This is a genomic window from Verrucomicrobiales bacterium, assembly GCA_016793885.1.
Taxonomy (GTDB): Bacteria; Verrucomicrobiota; Verrucomicrobiia; order Limisphaerales; family UBA11320; genus UBA11320.
On record JAEUHE010000123.1, the window covers coordinates 33994 to 52780 of the forward strand.

The window sequence follows — 18787 nt, forward strand, 5'->3', positions numbered from 1 at the left end:
TTTCCGGTTGTGCGTTGTTCACTGGTTGCCCGGTCGCTCAAAAGGGCTGTTGGTTGGTGAGGGTTCGTGGTCTGACTCGGTGTCTCGCCACAGCACGGGGTCCAGTTCGTCGTCGTCGTCGCCCGGCCGGGCGAGAAAGACTGGGCAGGCTGCGTGCCGGGCCACGTAGTCGGCGGTGCTCCCCAACAGCGCGCGACGGAGGGCGCTATGGTTGTGAGCAGCGAGAAGGATCAGGTCGATGTCCAGCGTCTCGGCGGCGTGAACGATCTCAGGGCCCGGTTTGCCCGAGCGCCCGAGCGGCTTGACCGGCAGGTCTGCGGGCAATTCGCGCCGCGCCAACTGACTCAACTGTTCCACCGAGTCGGAGGCGACTTCGTCAGCCGGTTTCGTAATGAGTCGGCTGTCGAGGTCGTTCAGGAACATCCCCCGCTCCAGCACATGCAGCAGGTAAATTTGGCTGCCGAACTGGCGCGCCAGCCGCGTGGCGTAGCGCAACGCCGACAGCGACGCCGACGTGAAGTCAACCGGCACGAGGATGCGACGCAGTTGTAGGCGCGTGTCTTCAGTGCTGCTGGGGTCATCGAACCCGCGCGAGTCGTGTGGCGTAGTCGGGCGGTCGAAAGTAAAAGAGTTGGAAAGTAGCCGTTCATTTAGGATGGTTTTCATGGCTTCGTTTCCTTTCATACGCTTGACCATAATCAATCTGAGCCTGGGCAAGGTTGGGGCGGGCTGACCAGCAGCCAACGGCCCAGCCGGACGAGTCGCGTGGTCTTTTCACTGGCGATCGGAAAGTTCCTCGTCGTTTCGGCGCGCGCGGCAGTTGAGGAATCCACAAACGCGAGGCTGCCGGCTCGGACGGAGCAATGCAGGCTGAGGTCCGGCGGAGGCTCCGGTCCCGGATGCGGGTGAGATGTCGCCGCGATGTGTTCGAAGGACAAGGTGGTAAACGATTTCAAAGTGATTTGAGTTTTCATTTTTATGAGTCACGGTTTGTTTCTTGATAAAACGTGGAGGGACCTGCGGAATTCGACCAATACTGATTTCCGAATTTACTCTTAGGAAAACTGGAATAGGCTCAAAGCCTATGGAATGGCTGAACTACCATCACCTGCTCTATTTTTGGAAGGTCGCCCGGGAAGGCAGCATCCTCATGGCGTCCGAGAAGCTACGCGTCTCGCAGCCTTCCATCTGCGCACAGTTAAAATCTCTGGAGGAGGCGTTGGGCGAAAAACTTTTTCGGCGCAGTGGACGTAACCTGGTGATGACGGAGACGGGGCAGTTGGTCTTCGGTTATGCGGAGGAGATTTTTTCCCTCGGCAGCGAGTTGTTAAACGCGGTGAAGCAAGGCACCGCCCAGCGCGCATTGAAGCTGAACGTGGGCGTTGCCGATTCCGTTCCGAAGCAGGTGGCCAGCGCCATTCTCAAACCGGTGTTCAACCTGCCCATCCCGGTGCATGTGGTGTGTCGCGAGGGCAAGGTGGAGGACTTGCTCTCGCAACTGGCCGCGGTGCGGCTCGACATTGTGCTGTCCGATGAACCTGCCTCGACGGGGCTGCCGTTCAAGACCTTCAATCACCTCCTGGGTTCATGCGGCGTGACGTTTTGTGCGATGCCGGAGCTGGCGAAGCGACTGCAGAAGGGTTTTCCGAAATCTCTGAACGGCGCTCCGGCGCTGTTGCCGACGCAGAATACCAGTCTCCGACGGTCATTGGAGAAATGGTTCCAGTCCCTCGACATCCGCCCGCGCATTGTGGCGGAGTTTGAGGATGGTTCGCTGATGAAGTCGGTGGCCAGGGGAGGGGGAGGATTCATCCCGGTGGCCTCCGTCGTGGCAGACGAAGCCGTGGAGCGATACAAGTTCAGGGTCATCGGCGCGACGGAAAAATGTACTGACCAGTTCTACGCCATCACCGCCGAACGGCGGCTCACGCATCCGGCGGTGATTTTGATGACGGAGCAGGCACAGAAGTCTCTTTTTCGCTGAAAGGGCAGGCCGACAACTCCTACCGTCACGCGTAGAGTTGGCGTCAGATCAACAATTCCATTTTATGGAAGTGTTGGCTACACTACTTGTAATGGTCGAATGTTCATGGTCCCGCTAACTTGGAGATGCGATGGGTGACCCGACTCGATACAGGAAGCAGGCGGGGACGCGGGACAGGGTCCGGACGGGTGAAGTGAGCGTGCGCCTCAGTGGCCTGGATAGTTGAGAACCTGAGGCGGCTCCGAGATTGCCAACCGCTTCAGGACGACTGAGGGGTGACGGGGACAAGTCAAGCCGGGCCGAGCAAAAGATGTCGAGGAGTGACCAAGATTCAGGGAGTCCTCCAAGTGCGGTCGCTGTTGCACTATCGAGTCGAACCACGCGAAAGCCGAAGTGACGCTATGAAAACCAGGTCAGTGCAATTCACATCCGTGAGCCGAAGCGAGACCAGAATGTCGAAACAGCAACTCGTTCTCATCGAGTTCACGCCCCCAAGCGGGTTTACGGTGCGCATTGCCGACGGAGCTCAGCTACGTGTCGCCGGAAGTAGAGAGCGCCGGGTAGACGGCGATGAGAAGCGCTTTGGAGAAACTTGCAGAACTGTGCCAGCAGTAACTCGGCGCGAAGCGTCTCTGCCAGGCCAGCGAGCGCGTGGGCGTGCCGTGGCACGAAATAACCACCGCCCCCAAGAGTACGGTGTCGATCCTATCATCATCTCGACCCACGGCCGCACCGGTCTAAAGCCTTTGCTCCCCGGGCGCACCGCCGAGCGGGTCGTGCGTCATGCGCCGTGTCCGGTGCTGGTTGTGCGCGAGTGCGAGCTTGATTTCGCCGATGGCCGTCTTCTCCCAGCTATGCCTAAACGTGAGTGTTGAAATCACCCGGTACCGACTGAACACCTACATAAGCCATGACTACCAAAACCAAATCATCGAAAGCCAAACAATCGGGGACGAGAGCTCCGGTGCTGCTTGTTGGTACCGATTTTTCCTCCACTGCCAAGGCGGCGGCGAACGTCGCCGCCGCCTTGGCGCAACGCTTGGACGGGTCTCTCGATCTGGTTCACGTGAGCGTGATTCCGGCGTATCCGCCGCTGCGCAGAAAGTTGCGTGAGGAGGCGGAGCGCCTGCGACGGTCAGGCGCGTTGGTCCATGAGACGCTCCTTAACGGCAACGCCGATGAGGAGTTGGTCAAGCGCTCTCAGCTCGGATCTTGCCGGCTGATTGTCGTGTCGTCGCTGGGTAAGCGGCGTTCTGAACGTTGGCTGCTGGGCAGCGTTTCGGAGCGGACGGCTGAGCGGGCGACTGTACCAACGCTGGTGGTGCGTGACCCCGCTCCGTTTGAAGCGTGGACGCGAGGTCAACGACAGTTGAAAGTGTTTGTCGCGTTCAACTTCACGGTCACATCCGAGGCCGCTATGCGCTGGGTCAAGGAGTTGCAAGCTATCGGCCCGTGCGATGTGGTGGTGGGTTACGTGGACTGGCCGCCGGAACAACGGACGCGCCTTGGTGGCTCTGGATCGTTGCCCTTGGTGGGCAATCTGCCCGATGTGCAGGCTGTATTGGAACGAGATGTGCGAACGCGAGCGGTCGAGTTGCTGGGTGACATGCCCTTTCGGTTGCGGGTGGAGGCCAATTGGGGGCGTCCCGATGCGCGGCTGGCTGAGATGGCCAAGGAGGAAGGGTCCGACGTCATCGCGGTCGGCTCACACCAATATCGCGGCTTCGAGAGGCTGTGGCACACTTCGGTGTCGCGCGGATTGCTCCACAGCGCGACGATGAGCGTGGCGGTGGTTCCGCTCTCCACCCTTGAGAAACGCGGAGCCGACATGGCCCCAGCGGTGCGGCGGGTTCTCGTAACGACGGATTTTTCGGAGCTGGCCAACCACGCGATTCCCCACGCCTATTCCCTAGTGCGTGGCGGGGGCACTGTTTACCTAGTGCATGTGGCGCATCCCCAGCAACTACCCGGGGGCGAGTATTTGCAAGGCCCTTCAGACCGTCGCTTCGAAGGGCAACATGCCAAACACATCCAGGCGGCGATCGGGAAGCTGCGCGCGTTGATACCGGCGGAGGCCGCACTGCGAGGCGTCATCACAGAGGTGGAGGTGGTCGAACACCGTGATGTTGCTGAGGCGATTGGTCAGGTGGCGGAACGGTTCGGAGTGGACATCATCTGCCTGGGCACGCACGGCGGGTCTGGATTGTCGAAGGCGCTGATGGGCTCGGTTGCCCAGAAAGTGATGACAAACAGCGAACGTCCGTTACTCGTCGTTCGCCCGCCGGTGGAATAAATGAGCCAACAACACTGAAGCGCGATGGATCGTTCCAGTTTAGCTCTGGTCGGAGTGGAATTTTCCGAGTGCGCGAAAGCCGCCCTGCAACAAGCGGCTCGCATGGCCAGGAGGCAGAACGCGACGCTGCATGTGCTGCGCTATCGAATGGCGAAACCCGAAGCCACTCCTGGTTTCCACAAGCAATATAAGCACATGCTTCAACGGCGGTCGAAGGACGTCGTCGGCGCATCGCGCTGGCGTTGAGGGTGAGTGTATCCTGCACGCCTCCTGAACGGAATCAAGGTATGACGAAGGAACCTGAGACAACGGTCGGACCCAGTCACTGGCACGCGCTGGCCGCGCCGGAAGTGCTTCAGCTTGTTCAGACTGACGCAGACCTCGGTCTCGGCCGCGAGGAAGCCACCCGCCGGCTCGCCGAGCATGGGCCAAACGCTCTGCCTGAAGCGAAACATCGCTCGCTGCTGAGCGTCTTCCTCCGGCAGTTCGCCAGCCCCCTTATCTACATCCTATTCGTCGCGGCGGTCATCGCCTTCGCGATGGGCCATCGCAACGACTCCGTCGTTATCCTCATTGTCGTCATCATCAACGCGGTTATCGGCACCGTCCAGGAGGGCCGCGCCGAACGGTCGATGGAAGCATTGCGTCGCTTGTCCGCGCTGAAGGTTCGCGTGCTGCGCGGCGGCGATGAGGAAACCATCGAAGCGCATACCCTCGTGCCTGGGGACCTTGTGCTCCTCTCGGCGGGTGATGCCGTGGGCGCGGACGCGCGCCTGCTCGAAGCCGCGGCGCTGGAATCCGCCGAAGCAGCGCTCACCGGTGAGTCGCTGCCGGTCGCCAAGCACCCCGAGCCTCTGTCTGAAGACACGTCCCTCGCCGACCGCCGCAACATGGTCTATTCCGGCACGCATATCGCCGCTGGTCGCGGCAAGGCCGTGGTGGTGGCGACCGGCCTCGCGACGGAAGTAGGCAAGATTGCGAGACTCACCGCAGGCGCTGCGGACCCAAGGACCCCGCTGGAACTGCGTATCTACCAGTTTGGGCGTTACCTGGTGGGCGCAGCCAGCGGCCTCTTTGCGATCATTATCGCGTTTGGACTGCTGCGCGGTCTGCCCTTCGGGGAAATACTCATGGTCGCCATTAGCCAGATGGTTTCCATGGTGCCGGAGGGTTTGCCGGTGGCGATGACGATTGCGCTGGCCGTCGGGATGCAGCGCATGGCGAAACGTGGCGCGATTGTCCGTCGTCTGGCCGCCGTCGAAACGCTCGGGTCCACCAGTGTGATCTGCAGCGACAAGACCGGCACGTTGACGAAGAACGAAATGACGGTCACCACGCTCTGGCTGCCGGGTGCTCGGCAAATCGAAATAACCGGCGCGGGTTACTCGCCCGAAGGCAAGCTGCTCGACGCAGGAAATGAAACCACCTGCAAAGACGACGCGGCCCTGCGCGCTCTGCTGGAGGCCGTCGCCTTGTGCAACGACGCCCAGCTCGTTCGACCCGACGATGGCGACCCGCGCTGGCGCGCGTTGGGCGACCCCACGGAAGCCGCGTTGCTCACGCTAGCCATCAAGGGCTGCGTGGAGCTCGATCTGCTCCGCCAGCAGATGCCGCGTCGCGCTGAAATTCCCTTCAATTCCGCTGCCAAGATGATGGCCACCCAACACGGCCACGGCCCGCGTGGTCGCGTCTTCATCAAGGGTGCGCCCGAAGTGGTGCTCGACCTCTGTTCCACCGCGCGCCAAAACGACCAGCGTGAACCGGTGGACGAATCGTTTCGTCGCGATGTGGAAGCCGCCTCCAGCGCGATGGGCGCCCGCGCCTTGCGCCTGCTGGCCGTGGCCGAAGTGGATGATTGGGGGTTGGAGGAAGGCGTGGGTTTCGCGCCTTTCAAGGGCCGAGCCACTTTTCTCGGTCTCATCGGGCAGATGGACCCGCCGCGCGACGAAGTAAAAGCCGCCGTGGCCGAGTGCCGCGACGCCGGCATCCGGCCCGTGATGGTCACGGGCGACCACAAAATCACCGGCCTGGCCATCGCCCGCACACTCGGGATTGCTCGCGACGGGGACCTGGCCGTGGACGGTCGCGAGTTGGAGCTGATGCCGGAGCAAGATTTGCGAACAAGCCTGGACCGCATTTCGGTGTTCGCCCGCGTGCATCCTGCGCAGAAGCTTCGCATCGTCGAAGCTTTCCAATCGCAGAACAAAGTCGTGGCCATGACCGGCGACGGCGTGAACGACGCGCCGGCCCTGGCCAGCGCCGACGTGGGCGTGGCGATGGGCATCACTGGCACCGAGGTTGCCAAGGGCGCGGCCAAGATTGTCATCACCGATGACAACTTCGCGACCATCGTCAACGCTGTCCAGGAAGGTCGGCTTGTTTACCGCAATCTCAAGAAGGTGATTCTCTACCTCTTCGCCACGTCGATGGCGGAGGTTCTCGTTCTGTTGAGCGCGCTGTTTCTCGGCTACCCGCTGCCACTGGCGGCCGTGCAGATTCTGTGGATTAACATCGTCACCGAAGGGACAGTGACGGTAAATCTCATTATGGAACCGCCGGAGGGCGACGAGATGAAGCGTCCGCCCATTCGGCAAGACGAGCCGTTACTCAACCGCACGATGCTCAAGCGCGTTGCGCTCATGACACCAGTCATGGCGCTGTCAGCGTTCGGCTACTATGTGTGGCGGACTTCGACCGGCGCGCCCTTCGAGTTGGTGCGCAGCGAGACCTTCACCGTGCTGGCGGTCTGCCAGTGGTTCAACGTGCTCAACTGCAGGAGTGAACTAAAGTCGGCACTGAACTTCAGCCTTTTCAAAAATTACTGGCTGCTCGGCGGCCTGGCCTTGGGCAACGTGCTGCACTTCCTCGTCATCTACACCGAGCCGATGAACCGCATCTTCCACACCGTGCCGATTCCGATGACAGACTTCTTCCTCATCGGTGCGGTTGCCAGCCTCGTGCTGTGGGTCGAGGAGATTCGGAAATTCTTCGCCCGCCGCCGGGCTCGCAAAGCGGGAACGATTTCATGAAAGCGAACAGCAGCTCCGCTCAAAATCTGGACGAACACCGGATGGCTTCAGGCGTGCGTCCATCGTCCAACCGTTTGTCTTAGCAAGCAATTGCATGAAGCACGACGCACCCCATTTGACCGAACCGGTCCTGCGCCATGCGCGCAAGGACTTCGCTGTATTGGGGGTTGAGATGACCGTCGCAGGAGCGTTGGATGCGATTCGCCAGCGAGGTATCGGAGAGAAGATTGTCTATTTCTATGTGGTGGACGCAGACCAGCGCCTGGTTGGCGTCGTGCCGACTCGTCGCTTGCTCACGGCATCATTGGAGCAACGGTTGCCGGAAATCATGGTATCGCGGGTGCTGGCCATCCCCCAGACGGCGACATTGCTGGAAGCGTGCGAGTTATTTGTTCTGCACCGCTTTTTGGCCTTTCCGGTGGTGGATGAACAGCGCCATGTCGTCGGGGTGGTCAATGTCGATTTGTTCACGCGGGAGGTTTTCAACTTTACTGAGCAAGAGCGAATAGACGAGGTGTTTGAGGCGATTGGCTTTCACGTTTCACAGGTGCGTGATGCGTCACCCTGGCGTGCGTTTCGGTTTCGCTTCCCTTGGTTGTTGGCCACCATCGCCAGCGGCACGATTTGCGCGTTCCTGGCGGGCGCGTTCGAGTTGACGCTGGCCAAGAGCCTGGTGCTCGCCTTTTTTCTGACGCTGGTTCTGGGCTTGGGTGAGAGCGTCAGCATGCAGTCGATGTCCGTCACGATTCACGCGCTGCGGTTCATGCAGCCCACCTGGCGCTGGTATGTGCGAGCGTTCCAGCGAGAGGTCGGAACCGCACTGCTCTTGGGAGTGACGTGCGGCGCGGCGGTGACGGCAATTGCCTGGCTGTGGCGCGGCGCGGCCCTGCCGGCGCTGGTGATCGGTGGTGGCATTGTGCTTTCACTGGGCACGGCCTGTGTGCTGGGACTGAGCATCCCGGCCATTCTGCACGCGCTCAAGCTCGACCCGAAGATTGCGGCCGGGCCAGTAACGCTGGCATTGACGGACATTTTCACCGTCTTGTTTTACTTCACGCTCGCAGCCTGGCTGCTTTGAAAATTGAACTAATGCTCGATGAGAACAAGCGATTCCATGACAACACTGACAGAACTTAGTCCGACGCTGAAAAGAAATCGGCGGCCCTCGAACGCGCTTCCCGTCCAATCTAAATCAACACTAGCGTCCCCGACTTCGCACGATGCTCTCGACCGCTACCTGCGCGCGGTGAATTACCTGGCCGCCGCGCAGGTCTATTTGCAGGGGAATCCGCTGCTAGAAAAACCGCTCCGACACAAACACATCCGCGAACGGTTGCTGGGGCATTGGGGCACTTGTCCGGGTATCAACTTCATCTACACACACCTGAACCGGCTCATCCGCAACACGGATGCGAGTGTGTTGCTACTGACCGGGCCAGGGCACGGCGCGGCGGCCAATCTGGCCAACGCTTATCTCGAAGGTTCACTGCGGGAAGTGTATCCCGATCTCACGCTCGACCGCGCGGGATTGGAGCGCTTCGTCAAGCGGTTCTCATGGCCCGGTGGTTTCGCCAGTCACCTCAATCCCGAACTGCCCGGCGTCATTCACGAGGGCGGCGAGTTGGGTTACGCGCTGGCGACGGCGTTTGGTGCCGTGTTCGACAACCCCGACCTCATCGCCGCGTGCATCGTCGGTGATGGAGAAGCGGAGACCGGCCCGACAGCCGGTGCCTGGCACAGCGGAAAGTTCCTGAATCCGGCCACGGATGGCGCGGTGCTGCCCATCCTTCTGTTGAACGGATTCAAAATAGCCAACCCCACGCTGTTCGTTTCGATGACTGAGGACGAGTTGCTCGCGTTGTTTGCCGGCAACGGCTGGCAGGCGCGCATCGTCTCGACCGACGCCGACGCCCATCGTGACATGGCGGCGGCGTGCGACTGGGCTTACGCCGCGATTCGTTCCTTGCAGAAATCTAGCCGCGAAGGCAGTGCGGTGGAACGCCCGCGCTGGCCCATGATTATTCTGCGCACGCCCAAAGGCTGGACCGGTCCCGTCGCGGTGGACGGAAAAGCGGTGGAAGGTTCCTACCGCGCCCATCAGGTGCCCGCCAAGGAATGTAAAACCAACCGCACCCATCTCAAGGTCATCGAACGCTGGCTGCGCTCGTATCGGCCCGAAGAACTGTGGGATGAACAAGGCCGCCCGCAAGCGGACCTCCTCGCGCTTTGCCCCAGGGGCGACCGGCGCATGGCCATGAATCCGCATGCCAACGGCGGCAAATTGCGGCGCCCGCTCGACCTTCCGCCGCTGAAGGATTTCGCCGTGGACGCTCGTGATCATGGCGAGGTGCGCGTGAGTGGTATGGAGACGCTGGGCAAATACCTCGCCGAAGTCATCCGCCGGAGCGAACCGCGCCGCCATTTCCGCATCGTTTGCCCGGACGAATTGGAATCGAACAAGCTGGGCGCGGTGTTTCAGGCGACGCAGCGCCAGTTCACCTGGCCCGTGCCGCGTCACTCCGAGAATATCGCACCTTCCGGGGCGGTGCTCGAAGTGTTGAGCGAGCACAATTGTCAGGGCTGGCTGCAAGGCTACCTCCTCACGGGCCGGCACGGATTGTTCCCCTGCTACGAGGCGTTCATCTCCATCGTGGACGGGATGATGAACCAGTATGCGAAGTTCCTGAAAGCCGCGGGCGAAGTCCCGTGGCGGGTGCCCGTTTCGTCGCTCAATTACCTGCTCACCTCGGAGACATGGCGGCAGGAACACAACGGTTATTCGCACCAAGGACCGGGCTTCATCAACAATCTGCTCACCAAGAAGGGTCATACCTACCGCATCTATCTGCCGCCCGACGCCAACACGTTGCTCAGCACCGTCCGCCACTGCCTGTGCTCGACGGGTTACATTAACCTAATTATCGCCGCCAAGCATCCGCTGCCCCAATGGCTGAGTCCCGCCGAGGCGGACGAACACTGCCGCGTCGGCGCGTCGGCGTGGCGGTGGGCCAGCACGCACGGGGAGGAGGAGCCGGAAGTCGTGCTCGCCGGTTGCGGCGACAATCTCACCGTGGAAGTGATGGCCGCGGCACAAATCCTCGGCGAAGAAGCACCGGCCTGGCGAGTGCGGGTCGTCAACGTGACTGACCTTCAGGTGATCGGCATTCCGCAGAAATATCCGCACGGACTGGACGAATACCGCTTCCAACGATTGTTTCCGCTGGGCTGTCCCGTTGTCTTCAATTTCCACGGCTACACCGCCGCCATCAAACAACTGCTGTGGGAGCGGCCCGAAAACGAACGCTTCGACGTGAACGGCTATCGGGAGGAAGGTACGACCACCACTCCGTTCGACATGCAGGTGCGCAACAAGACCAGCCGCTGGCATCTGGTCATTCAAGCTGCGCAGAAGCTGGCCGCGCGCAACCCGCGCATGTCGGCCCTCGCCGAGGAATTGATCCGCAAATACGAGAGCAAGCTCACCGAGCATTACACTTACGTCCGCACGATGAGCATTGACCCGCCGGAAATCCTCAATTGGCGCTGGAAGGCGCGCCGGGCTGGTAAATGAACATCCTCGTCATCAACAGTGGCAGTGCGACGCTCAAGCTGGACGCGCTGGAAATCGCACCGGCGGGCGGTCAAACACAACGTCTTGCCCAAGCGCGGTTCGAGCAGCTCGGCTCCGCTGCGGGCCTCCACTTCTCTGCTGATACTGGGCGGACGCTGAAGGAGACGAGAACAGTTCCCGACCACACCGCCGCGCTTCAACTGTTCCTTGGCTGGTTGCGCCGCGAGAATGACACCGCGCTGGACATCTCGGCTGTCGGTCACCGCGTGGTGCATGGTGGCCCTAAGTTTAATTCACCCAAGCTGCTCACGCCGGAGACGCTGTTCGAGTTGGAGTCATTGCACGTCCTCGCGCCGCTGCATAATCCGCCGGCGATGGCCGGCATTCGCGCGGCGCGCGGCGTCTTTGGTCCGGACATGCCGATGGTGGCGGTGTTCGACACCGCGTTTCACCGCACACTGCCCGAACACGCCGCCACCTACGCGCTGCCGGCCGAACTCGCGCGACGTCATGGCATCCGTCGCTACGGTTTTCACGGCCTTGCGCACGAATCCATGCTGCGCCGCTACTCGGAACTGACGGGCAGTCCAACCTCGCAGGGCAATCTCATCACGGTGCAACTGGGCGGCGGCTGCTCCGTCACGGCCATTCGCGAGGGGCGTTCGGTGGATACATCGATGGGTTTCACCCCGCTCGAAGGATTGATGATGGCCACGCGTGCCGGGGATATTGACCCCGGAGCGCTGATGACGCTGCTGCGCGACGAAAACCTTTCGTCGGCGGCGCTGGAGGAAATGCTCAACCGCCAATGTGGGCTGCTCGGTGTGTCCGGCCGTTCCGCCGATATGCGCGAGTTGCTCACCACCGCGCCTAACGACACTCGCGCGGCACTGGCCGTGGAAATGTTCTGCTACCGCGTGAGCAAATACGTGGGTGCGTTCCTGGCCGCGCTGGGCGGAGCGCAAGCGGTCGTTTTCGGCGGCGGCATCGGCGAGAACAGTCCCGAAGTCCGCGCTCGCATCTGCGAACGCCTCCCTTGGTTCGGCCTGCGTCTGGACGCCTCACGAAACCTCGCCACGCTAGCCGCCGACGCTCGCATCTCCGACGATACTTCCCGCCTTCAGGCGTGGGTTGTCGCCGTGGATGAGTCAGTGCTGGTGGCCGGGCAAACTGCCGCTGTAATCGAGAACTGCGCCAGCCCGCAGGCAAAGACGGAGGCGATGACGTGAGGAGCGCCAACGGCATGAACCAAGACGTGGAGTTCGGGGCGTCGTGGGGAACGACACTCAAGGTCATCAGCATCGGCGCGAGCGCAGTTCTGTGCCGAGTGAAAACCGCGTCGTCGTCCTTTCGCCTGACGAGCCGACGCGATTCCTGGGGGGACTGCAAAGGTATCTGGCTCCGGGCGTCAGGAATGCTCGTTCGCCCGCGCGCCCGCAAACCCCGCATCCTGCCAAACTATGAAAGCAACCATCAAGAAGCCCAAACGTCTCGTCCGCCGCAAGCCCTCCGCGACCCTCACCAAAGCACTCACGCCCATGCCGGCGGCAAACGCGCCCGTCATCGAACTGGTGCCTTCGCTGCTGAAAATTGGCAGAGTCCTTGTGCCGGTGGATTTTTCCGACTGTTCGCTCAAGGCGCTGCACTACGCCGTTCGTTTCGCTGAGCAGTTCGGCTCCAAACTCATCCTCACCCACGTCGTCGAGTTGTATCCCGGCGATTATGTGTTCGGCCTCAAGGACGCGATTGACTCCAACCAGTGGCGCTTCGAGCAGGCGCGTGCCCAGTTGGAGCGGACGTGCGAGTCACTGGCCTGGCCGCGCACGGTTCGCACCGAGCGGGTCGTGTTGTTCGGCAAACCGTTTCACCAAATCTGTGACGCCGCCAAGGAGCGAAGCATCGACCTCATCATCATTGCCACGCACGGACGCACCGGACTGCAACGCTTGCAACTGGGCAGCACCGCCGAACGCGTGGTGCGCCACGCCCCGTGTCCGGTGCTCGTTGTGCGCGAATGGGAGAAGGAATTCGCCTGAAGTTCGCCGCCTTAACTGAACTCCAAACGATGCCAAACGCCGACCTCAACGAATCGACCGCCACGCTGGACCGCGCTGACCTATCGCGCTTGTTCGAGGCGCTGCACGCCAGGGGCTATCAGATCGTGGGACCGACCGTCCGGGATGGAGCGATTGTCTATGATACACTGGCCGACTCCGACCAACTCCCGTTCGGCTGGACGGACGAGCAGGACGGCGGCAAGTATCGTTTGAAGAAGCGAAATGACGCCGCGCTCTTCGGCTACGTCGTCGGGCCACATTCGTGGAAGAAGTATCTCTTTCCACCGGAGCAACGGCTCTTCCGCGCCCGCAAGACGGCGGAAGGATTCGAGGTTCTGCCGGAGAACATCGTCGCTCCCAAACTCGCCTTTCTTGGCGTCCGTTCCTGCGAACTGCACGCCATTGCCATTCAGGACAAAGTCTTCCTCGGTGGGCAGTTCGTTGACGCAGTGTATCAGGCACGGCGGCAAAACGTCTTCATCATCGCGGTCAACTGCGGCCAGGCGGGCGGCACTTGCTTCTGTGTCTCGATGAAAACCGGCCCGAAGGCGACGAGCGGTTTCGACCTCGCGCTCACGGAGATTCTCGACGGCCAGCGCCACTATTTCGTCGTCGAGTCCGGCAGCGACGCGGGCGCGCAAGTGCTGGCGGAATTGCCCCATCGTCCTGCCGAAACCGCAGAACTCTCCGCCGCCGCCGAAGCGACCGCCCGAGCCACGGCCCAGATGGGCCGCACTCTTGACACCACGGGAATCAAGGAACTGCTCTATCGCAGCCTCGAACATCCGCAGTGGGATCGCGTGGCAGGCCGCTGTCTCTCGTGCGCGAACTGCACGCTGGCCTGCCCGACCTGTTTCTGCGCGAATGTCGAGGACGTGACCGACCTGACCGGCGAACACGCCGAGCGTTGGCGTAAGTGGGATTCGTGTTTCACCGTCGGCTTCTCGTACATCGCGGGCGGTTCGGTGCGTTCGTCCGTTAAATCGCGTTACCGCCAATGGCTCACGCACAAACTGGCGACGTGGATTGACCAGTTCGGCACGTCGGGCTGCGTGGGCTGCGGGCGTTGCATCACCTGGTGCCCGGTGGCCATTGACCTCACCGAGGAAGTCCGCGTCATCCGCCAATCCGAACGCCGCGTGCCTCCGCCAAAAAAGGAAATCATCTAACCCACCACCCTTATGAAAGTCTTCAGGGCACTCATCAACGAACACCCGTTCTTCCACGGGATGAAGCCGGAGCACCTCGAACTCGTGGTCAAGGCTGCGCGCGAAGTGAAGTTCGCTGCCGACGATGTGATCTTCCGCGAGGGCGATTGCGCAGGCGATTTCTTCCTCCTTGAAACCGGCAAGGTCGTGTTGGACGCACACGCGCCGGGCCGTGAGGCCGTGGCTATTCAAACGCTCGGCCCCGCCGACGCGCTCGGCTGGTCGTGGCTGTTCCCGCCGTTCGTCTGGCATTTCGGCGCGCGGGCGCTTGAACCGACCACAGCAATCTGCTTCGACGGCGCGCGGTTGCTTATCGCCTGCGAGCGAAACTCCGCGCTGGGCTACGACCTGATGAAGCGTGTCGCCCGGGTCATGATGCAACGCCTCCAGGCCACGCGCCTGCAATTGCTCGATGTGTATGGAACGCACCCTTGAACAGACTCCCGTCCTGCCTGGAGCCGCCGAGGCGATGCTGCCCGCGCCTTGGCGCGTCGAGCAGGTGCGCAAGGAAACTGCGGATACGTTCACGCTCGCGCTCGCTCCGCTGGCGGACACTCCGTCGCTCGCGTTCGCGCCAGGCCAGTTCAACATGCTCTATGTCTTTGGCGTCGGCGAAGTGCCCATTTCCATCAGCGGCAACCCGGTCGAGCCGTCGCCGCTCACGCACACGACGCGCGCGGTGGGCACCGTCACGCGCGCTATGTGGAAGCTCCAGCCCGGCGACGCGCTCGGCGTGCGCGGGCCGTATGGTTCAGGCTGGCCGGTTGCCGAAGCGGTGGGGCGCGATGTGGTGCTCGTGGCAGGCGGACTCGGGTTGGCCCCGCTGCGCCCGGCGCTTTACCACCTGCTCGCGCGTCGGGGAGACTTCGGCAAAGTCGTCCTGCTCTACGGCACGCGCACGCCGCAGGACCTGTTGTTCCGCCCGGAACTGCGGCGGTGGGGCGCGCGACGCGATCTGCATGTTCACGTCACCGTGGACCGCGCCGTCGGCCAGTGGCGCGGCAATGTCGGCGTCGTCACCACGCTCATCCCGCACGCGCCGTTTGACCCATCGAACTCCGTGGCGATGCTGTGCGGGCCGGAAGTGATGATGCGCTTCACGGCGCTCGAATTGCAGAAGCGCGGCGTACCGCCGGAGCGCATCTTCGTCTCGTTGGAGCGAAACATGAAATGCGCCATTGGCTTCTGTGGCCATTGCCAGTATGGGCCTGAGTTTGTTTGCAAGGGCGGCCCGGTGTTCCGCTACGACCGCGTCAAGCCGCTGCTAAATGTCCGGGAACTGTGAGCCGACCAGCATGAAAGCGCCGCCCAAGCCCAAACTCGCCGTGTGGAAGTTCGCCTCGTGCGACGGCTGCCAGTTGAGTCTGCTCGATTGCGAGGACGAACTGCTCGCGCTCGCCGGACAGGTTCACATCGCGAACTTCGTTGAAGCCTCGCGCGAAGTCGTCAAAGGCCCCTACGACCTGTCTCTCGTTGAAGGCTCCATCACCACCCCGCATGACGCCGAGCGCATTCACCAGATTCGCCGGGTCTCGAAGCACCTCGTCACCATCGGCGCGTGCGCCACGGCGGGCGGCATCCAGGCGTTGCGCAATTTCAAGGACGTGAAGGAATTCACCGCCATCGTCTATGCGCGGCCTGACTACATCTCCACGCTGGCGAAGTCCACGCCCATTGCCGACCATGTGTTCGTCGATTTCGAGCTGCGCGGCTGCCCGGTGAACAAGCACCAGTTAATCGAGGTTATCAGCGCCTTTCTCTCCGGGCGCAAACCGAACACTCCGCCGCACAGTGTCTGCATGGAGTGCAAGCGGCGCGGCATCGTCTGCGTGATGGTCGCGCATGGTACCCCGTGTCTCGGCCCCGTGACGCACGCGGGTTGCGGTGCGCTCTGCCCGGCCTACAACCGCGGTTGCTACGGCTGCTTTGGCCCGAAGGAGACACCGAACACCGGTTCGCTTGCGACATGGATGGGCCACATCTTGCACGTCACAGAGCCGGACCTGGTGCGCGCCTTCCGCACCTATAACGCCGGCGCGGAAGCCTTCCGCAAAGAAAGCGAGGCGCATGAAGAACACTAGAACCATCAAAGTGGATTACCTCGCCCGCGTGGAGGGCGAAGGAGCGCTGCTCATTAAAATCAAGGGCGGGGTCGTGACCGACGTGAAGCTCAAGATTTTTGAGCCGCCGCGGTTCTTCGAGGCGTTCCTGCGCGGACGCGATTTCCGCGAAGTGCCCGACATCACCGCGCGGATCTGCGGCATCTGTCCCATCGCCTATCAAATGAGCGGGGTTCATGCGATGGAAGATGCGTGTGGCGTGACGCTGGGCGGCCCGTTGCGCGCGCTCCGTCGCCTCATCTATTGCGGGGAATGGATCGAAAGCCACACGCTCCACATCTACATGCTGCACGCGCCGGATTTCCTCGGCTACGAGAGCGCCATCCACATGGCCAAAGACCACGCGGCCATCGTGCAGCGCGGCTTGCAGTTGAAGAAAGTGGGCAACCAAATCGTGTCCACGGTCGGCGGGCGCGAAGTGCATCCGGTCAACGTCCGCGTCGGCGGCTTCTATCGCGTGCCTACCAAACATGATCTCGCGCCGCTGGCCGAGCGGCTCAAATGGGCGCGCGACGCCGCGCTCGAGACCGTTCGCTGGACGGCGCAATTCGGCTTCCCCGACTTCGAGCAGGACTACGAGTTCGTCGCGCTCCGGCATCCCGACGAATACCCGTTCAACGAAGGCCACATCGCGTCGAATCGCGGCCTGGACATCGCCGCCCGCGACTACGACGAGCACTTCACCGAGGAACACGTCGAACACTCCAACGCGCTGCACTCGGTGCTCAAGGAACGAGGCGCCTATTTCGTGGGTCCGATGGCGCGTTACAGCCTCAACTTCGACCGGCTCTCGCCGCTCGCACAGAACGCCGCGCGCGAAGCTGGTCTCGATTCGGTGTGCCGCAATCCTTTTCGGAGCATCATCGTTCGCTCCGTCGAAGTGCTCTGGGCCTGCGACGAAGCCCTGCGGATCATCGAGAATTACGAGCCGCCGGACGCGCCCTCGGTCGAGGTCCCGCCCCGTGCCGCCACGGGCTACAGCGCGACCGAGGCCCCACGGGGTTTGCTCTACCATCGCTACCGCCTGGACGAGCAGGGGCATATTCTGGACGCCCAAATCGTGCCGCCCACGTCGCAAAACCAAAAGACCATCGAGGACGACCTCCGCCGTTTCGTGCCGCCGCGCGCGAGCCTGCCGACTGACCAACTCACCTGGCAATGCGAGCAGGCCGTCCGCAATTACGACCCGTGCATCTCCTGCGCAACGCACTTTCTGAAGCTCAGCATCGAGCGTGAGAGCGAAGAGTCTGCGAGCATGAAGGCCGGACTGCCTGCCCGCACAGAGCCCTCGACCGGGATTCTCCGCTCTGAAGGACGGGATCGGCTGGATCCACTGCCGACGCCGAGGAGCGTCATCGTTCTGCTGGGCGGACCGGGATCGGGCAAGGGCACCCATGGGCAGGCATTGGCGGCGGCGCTCCGCTACCAGCATCTGTCGTTGGGCCAGCATCTCCGCGACCACATCCGGCGCGCGACGCCGTTGGGTCGTGGCGCCAGGGAATTCATTGCTAGGGGACAGTTGGTCCCTGACGAAGTGGCGAGCGAGGCGGTAAGGCCGATGCTCGGCAGCTATTCTTCCGCCAAGGGTTTCGTTTTAGATGGCTATCCGCGCTCCCTGGCACAGGCGGAGGCCTTGGATGCGATTGTGTCGTCGCTCGGTTGCGTCGTCGCCCAGATCCTCCATCTCGTCATTTCAGATGATGAAATGCTGCGTCGGCTCGCGGGTCGCTTGACGTGCAGGGTGTGCGGGTGGACCTGTCATGCAATCGCCCAACCGCCAGTCCGGCCCGGTGTGTGCGATGTGTGTGGCGGAGAACTGTTCCGACGCGAAGACGACGAGCCGGACACGATACGGCGACGGGTCGCCGTGTTTCATCGGATGATCGGTCCGGTCCTGGATTTCTATCGGAAGTCTGACCGACTAGTGGAGATAGCTGCGGAGGGTTCGGTGCAGGAGGTGAGCGCCCGGTTAGTCGCACAATCGAGAGGACAATATCCATCATGACACTCACTCTCGACGGCAGATCCATGTTCACGCAACCGAGCTCGGGCATCCTTCTCCTCGGGCTAGGGAACGATTTCCGGGGTGACGACGGTGTGGGCCGAGTGGTTGCGCGGCGTCTGGCTCAGACTGAGTGGCCAGGTGTGACCGTGCGCGAGGAGAGCGGCGAAGGGGTCACCTTGATGGAGGCGTGGAAGTATGCCGACTCGGTGATACTCGTTGATGCCGTCCAATCCGGGGACGCGCCGGGGACGATTCATCGGCTCGACGCGCGGGCGCAGAGCATCCCAGCGAACTTCTTCCATTACTCAACGCACGCCTTCAGCGTGGCAGAGGCAGTGGAACTTGCGCGCGCGCTGAACCAGCTTCCACCCCGGCTCATCCTCTACGGCATTGAGGGCAGAGACTTCAGCGACGGAGAAAGGATTTCACCCGAAGTCGCCGCGGCGATGGACGAACTGCTGGGCCGCGTCCGTCAGGAGATCCAAAGTATCCTCGCGAACTTCAACCATTGAAAGGAATC

Annotated in this window: 17 protein-coding genes; 15 read left to right on the plus strand and 2 right to left on the minus strand. The window is 62.1% G+C overall.

Annotated features, from left to right (window positions below; genetic code table 11):
- Nucleotides 1-18: 18 nt before the first annotated feature.
- A complete protein-coding gene (locus JNN07_13825) occupies nt 19-666 on the minus strand; it encodes a universal stress protein (GenBank protein ID MBL9168812.1) in 648 nt (215 codons plus the stop codon).
- A 32-nt stretch (nt 667-698) separates the two neighbouring features.
- Complete coding sequence (locus tag JNN07_13830) at nt 699-974, minus strand: hypothetical protein (GenBank protein MBL9168813.1); 276 nt, start codon at nt 972-974, stop codon at nt 699-701.
- Nucleotides 975-1084: 110 nt separating this feature from the next.
- Between JNN07_13830 and JNN07_13835 the strand changes: the two genes are divergently transcribed.
- The 15 genes from JNN07_13835 (at nt 1085) to JNN07_13905 (ending at nt 18779) form a co-directional block, all read left to right on the plus strand.
- Nucleotides 1085-1984, plus strand: a complete 900-nt coding sequence (locus JNN07_13835; protein ID MBL9168814.1) for a LysR family transcriptional regulator — start codon at nt 1085-1087, stop codon at nt 1982-1984.
- Between the two features lie 452 nt (nt 1985-2436).
- A complete protein-coding gene (locus JNN07_13840; protein ID MBL9168815.1) occupies nt 2437-2859 on the plus strand; it encodes a universal stress protein in 423 nt (140 codons plus the stop codon).
- A gap of 35 nt (nt 2860-2894) precedes the next feature.
- The gene (locus tag JNN07_13845) at nt 2895-4277 is read left to right on the plus strand and encodes a universal stress protein (GenBank protein MBL9168816.1); all 1383 of its coding nucleotides are present in this window, start codon (nt 2895-2897) and stop codon (nt 4275-4277) included.
- Nucleotides 4278-4301: 24 nt separating this feature from the next.
- Entirely contained in the window at nt 4302-4523 is a 222-nt protein-coding gene (locus JNN07_13850) for a universal stress protein (protein MBL9168817.1), read from the plus strand.
- Between the two features lie 41 nt (nt 4524-4564).
- On the plus strand, nt 4565-7306 hold the full coding sequence (locus tag JNN07_13855) for an HAD-IC family P-type ATPase (GenBank protein ID MBL9168818.1): 2742 nt from the start codon (nt 4565-4567) through the stop codon (nt 7304-7306).
- 94 nt (nt 7307-7400) lie between these two features.
- Complete coding sequence (locus JNN07_13860) at nt 7401-8384, plus strand: magnesium transporter (GenBank protein ID MBL9168819.1); 984 nt, start codon at nt 7401-7403, stop codon at nt 8382-8384.
- Nucleotides 8385-8420: 36 nt separating this feature from the next.
- Nucleotides 8421-10877 carry a phosphoketolase family protein gene (locus JNN07_13865; protein MBL9168820.1) on the plus strand — a complete coding sequence of 819 codons (2457 nt, stop codon included), beginning with the start codon at nt 8421-8423 and terminating at the stop codon, nt 10875-10877.
- Entirely contained in the window at nt 10874-12106 is a 1233-nt protein-coding gene (locus JNN07_13870; protein ID MBL9168821.1) for an acetate/propionate family kinase, read from the plus strand. The genes JNN07_13865 and JNN07_13870 overlap by 4 nt, the downstream gene beginning before the upstream one ends.
- A 231-nt stretch (nt 12107-12337) precedes the next feature.
- Entirely contained in the window at nt 12338-12913 is a 576-nt protein-coding gene (locus JNN07_13875; protein ID MBL9168822.1) for a universal stress protein, read from the plus strand.
- Nucleotides 12914-12942: 29 nt separating this feature from the next.
- Entirely contained in the window at nt 12943-14103 is a 1161-nt protein-coding gene (locus tag JNN07_13880) for a 4Fe-4S dicluster domain-containing protein (GenBank protein ID MBL9168823.1), read from the plus strand.
- A 12-nt stretch (nt 14104-14115) separates the two neighbouring features.
- Nucleotides 14116-14577 carry a cyclic nucleotide-binding domain-containing protein gene (locus JNN07_13885; protein MBL9168824.1) on the plus strand — a complete coding sequence of 154 codons (462 nt, stop codon included), beginning with the start codon at nt 14116-14118 and terminating at the stop codon, nt 14575-14577.
- Between the two features lie 34 nt (nt 14578-14611).
- Complete coding sequence (locus JNN07_13890) at nt 14612-15427, plus strand: FAD/NAD(P)-binding protein (protein ID MBL9168825.1); 816 nt, start codon at nt 14612-14614, stop codon at nt 15425-15427.
- Nucleotides 15428-15437: 10 nt separating this feature from the next.
- Entirely contained in the window at nt 15438-16223 is a 786-nt protein-coding gene (locus JNN07_13895) for an oxidoreductase (GenBank protein ID MBL9168826.1), read from the plus strand.
- On the plus strand, nt 16210-18267 hold the full coding sequence (locus JNN07_13900; protein ID MBL9168827.1) for a nucleoside monophosphate kinase: 2058 nt from the start codon (nt 16210-16212) through the stop codon (nt 18265-18267). The genes JNN07_13895 and JNN07_13900 overlap by 14 nt, the downstream gene beginning before the upstream one ends.
- On the plus strand, nt 18264-18779 hold the full coding sequence (locus JNN07_13905; GenBank protein ID MBL9168828.1) for a hydrogenase maturation protease: 516 nt from the start codon (nt 18264-18266) through the stop codon (nt 18777-18779). The genes JNN07_13900 and JNN07_13905 overlap by 4 nt, the downstream gene beginning before the upstream one ends.
- Nucleotides 18780-18787 lie beyond the last annotated feature (8 nt).

Excerpts from the sequence above, each read along its gene's own strand:
- JNN07_13825 (MBL9168812.1), bottom strand. The coding sequence starts at position 666 with ATGAAAACCATCCTAAATGAACGGCTACTTTCCAACTCTTTTACTTTC.
- JNN07_13830 (MBL9168813.1), bottom strand. The coding sequence starts at position 974 with ATGAAAACTCAAATCACTTTGAAATCGTTTACCACCTTGTCCTTCGAA.
- JNN07_13835 (MBL9168814.1), top strand. The coding sequence starts at position 1,085 with ATGGAATGGCTGAACTACCATCACCTGCTCTATTTTTGGAAGGTCGCC.
- JNN07_13840 (MBL9168815.1), top strand. The coding sequence starts at position 2,437 with ATGTCGAAACAGCAACTCGTTCTCATCGAGTTCACGCCCCCAAGCGGG.
- JNN07_13845 (MBL9168816.1), top strand. The coding sequence starts at position 2,895 with ATGACTACCAAAACCAAATCATCGAAAGCCAAACAATCGGGGACGAGA.
- JNN07_13850 (MBL9168817.1), top strand. The coding sequence starts at position 4,302 with ATGGATCGTTCCAGTTTAGCTCTGGTCGGAGTGGAATTTTCCGAGTGC.
- JNN07_13855 (MBL9168818.1), top strand. The coding sequence starts at position 4,565 with ATGACGAAGGAACCTGAGACAACGGTCGGACCCAGTCACTGGCACGCG.
- JNN07_13860 (MBL9168819.1), top strand. The coding sequence starts at position 7,401 with ATGAAGCACGACGCACCCCATTTGACCGAACCGGTCCTGCGCCATGCG.
- JNN07_13865 (MBL9168820.1), top strand. The coding sequence starts at position 8,421 with ATGACAACACTGACAGAACTTAGTCCGACGCTGAAAAGAAATCGGCGG.
- JNN07_13870 (MBL9168821.1), top strand. The coding sequence starts at position 10,874 with ATGAACATCCTCGTCATCAACAGTGGCAGTGCGACGCTCAAGCTGGAC.
- JNN07_13875 (MBL9168822.1), top strand. The coding sequence starts at position 12,338 with ATGAAAGCAACCATCAAGAAGCCCAAACGTCTCGTCCGCCGCAAGCCC.
- JNN07_13880 (MBL9168823.1), top strand. The coding sequence starts at position 12,943 with ATGCCAAACGCCGACCTCAACGAATCGACCGCCACGCTGGACCGCGCT.
- JNN07_13885 (MBL9168824.1), top strand. The coding sequence starts at position 14,116 with ATGAAAGTCTTCAGGGCACTCATCAACGAACACCCGTTCTTCCACGGG.
- JNN07_13890 (MBL9168825.1), top strand. The coding sequence starts at position 14,612 with ATGCTGCCCGCGCCTTGGCGCGTCGAGCAGGTGCGCAAGGAAACTGCG.
- JNN07_13895 (MBL9168826.1), top strand. The coding sequence starts at position 15,438 with ATGAAAGCGCCGCCCAAGCCCAAACTCGCCGTGTGGAAGTTCGCCTCG.
- JNN07_13900 (MBL9168827.1), top strand. The coding sequence starts at position 16,210 with ATGAAGAACACTAGAACCATCAAAGTGGATTACCTCGCCCGCGTGGAG.
- JNN07_13905 (MBL9168828.1), top strand. The coding sequence starts at position 18,264 with ATGACACTCACTCTCGACGGCAGATCCATGTTCACGCAACCGAGCTCG.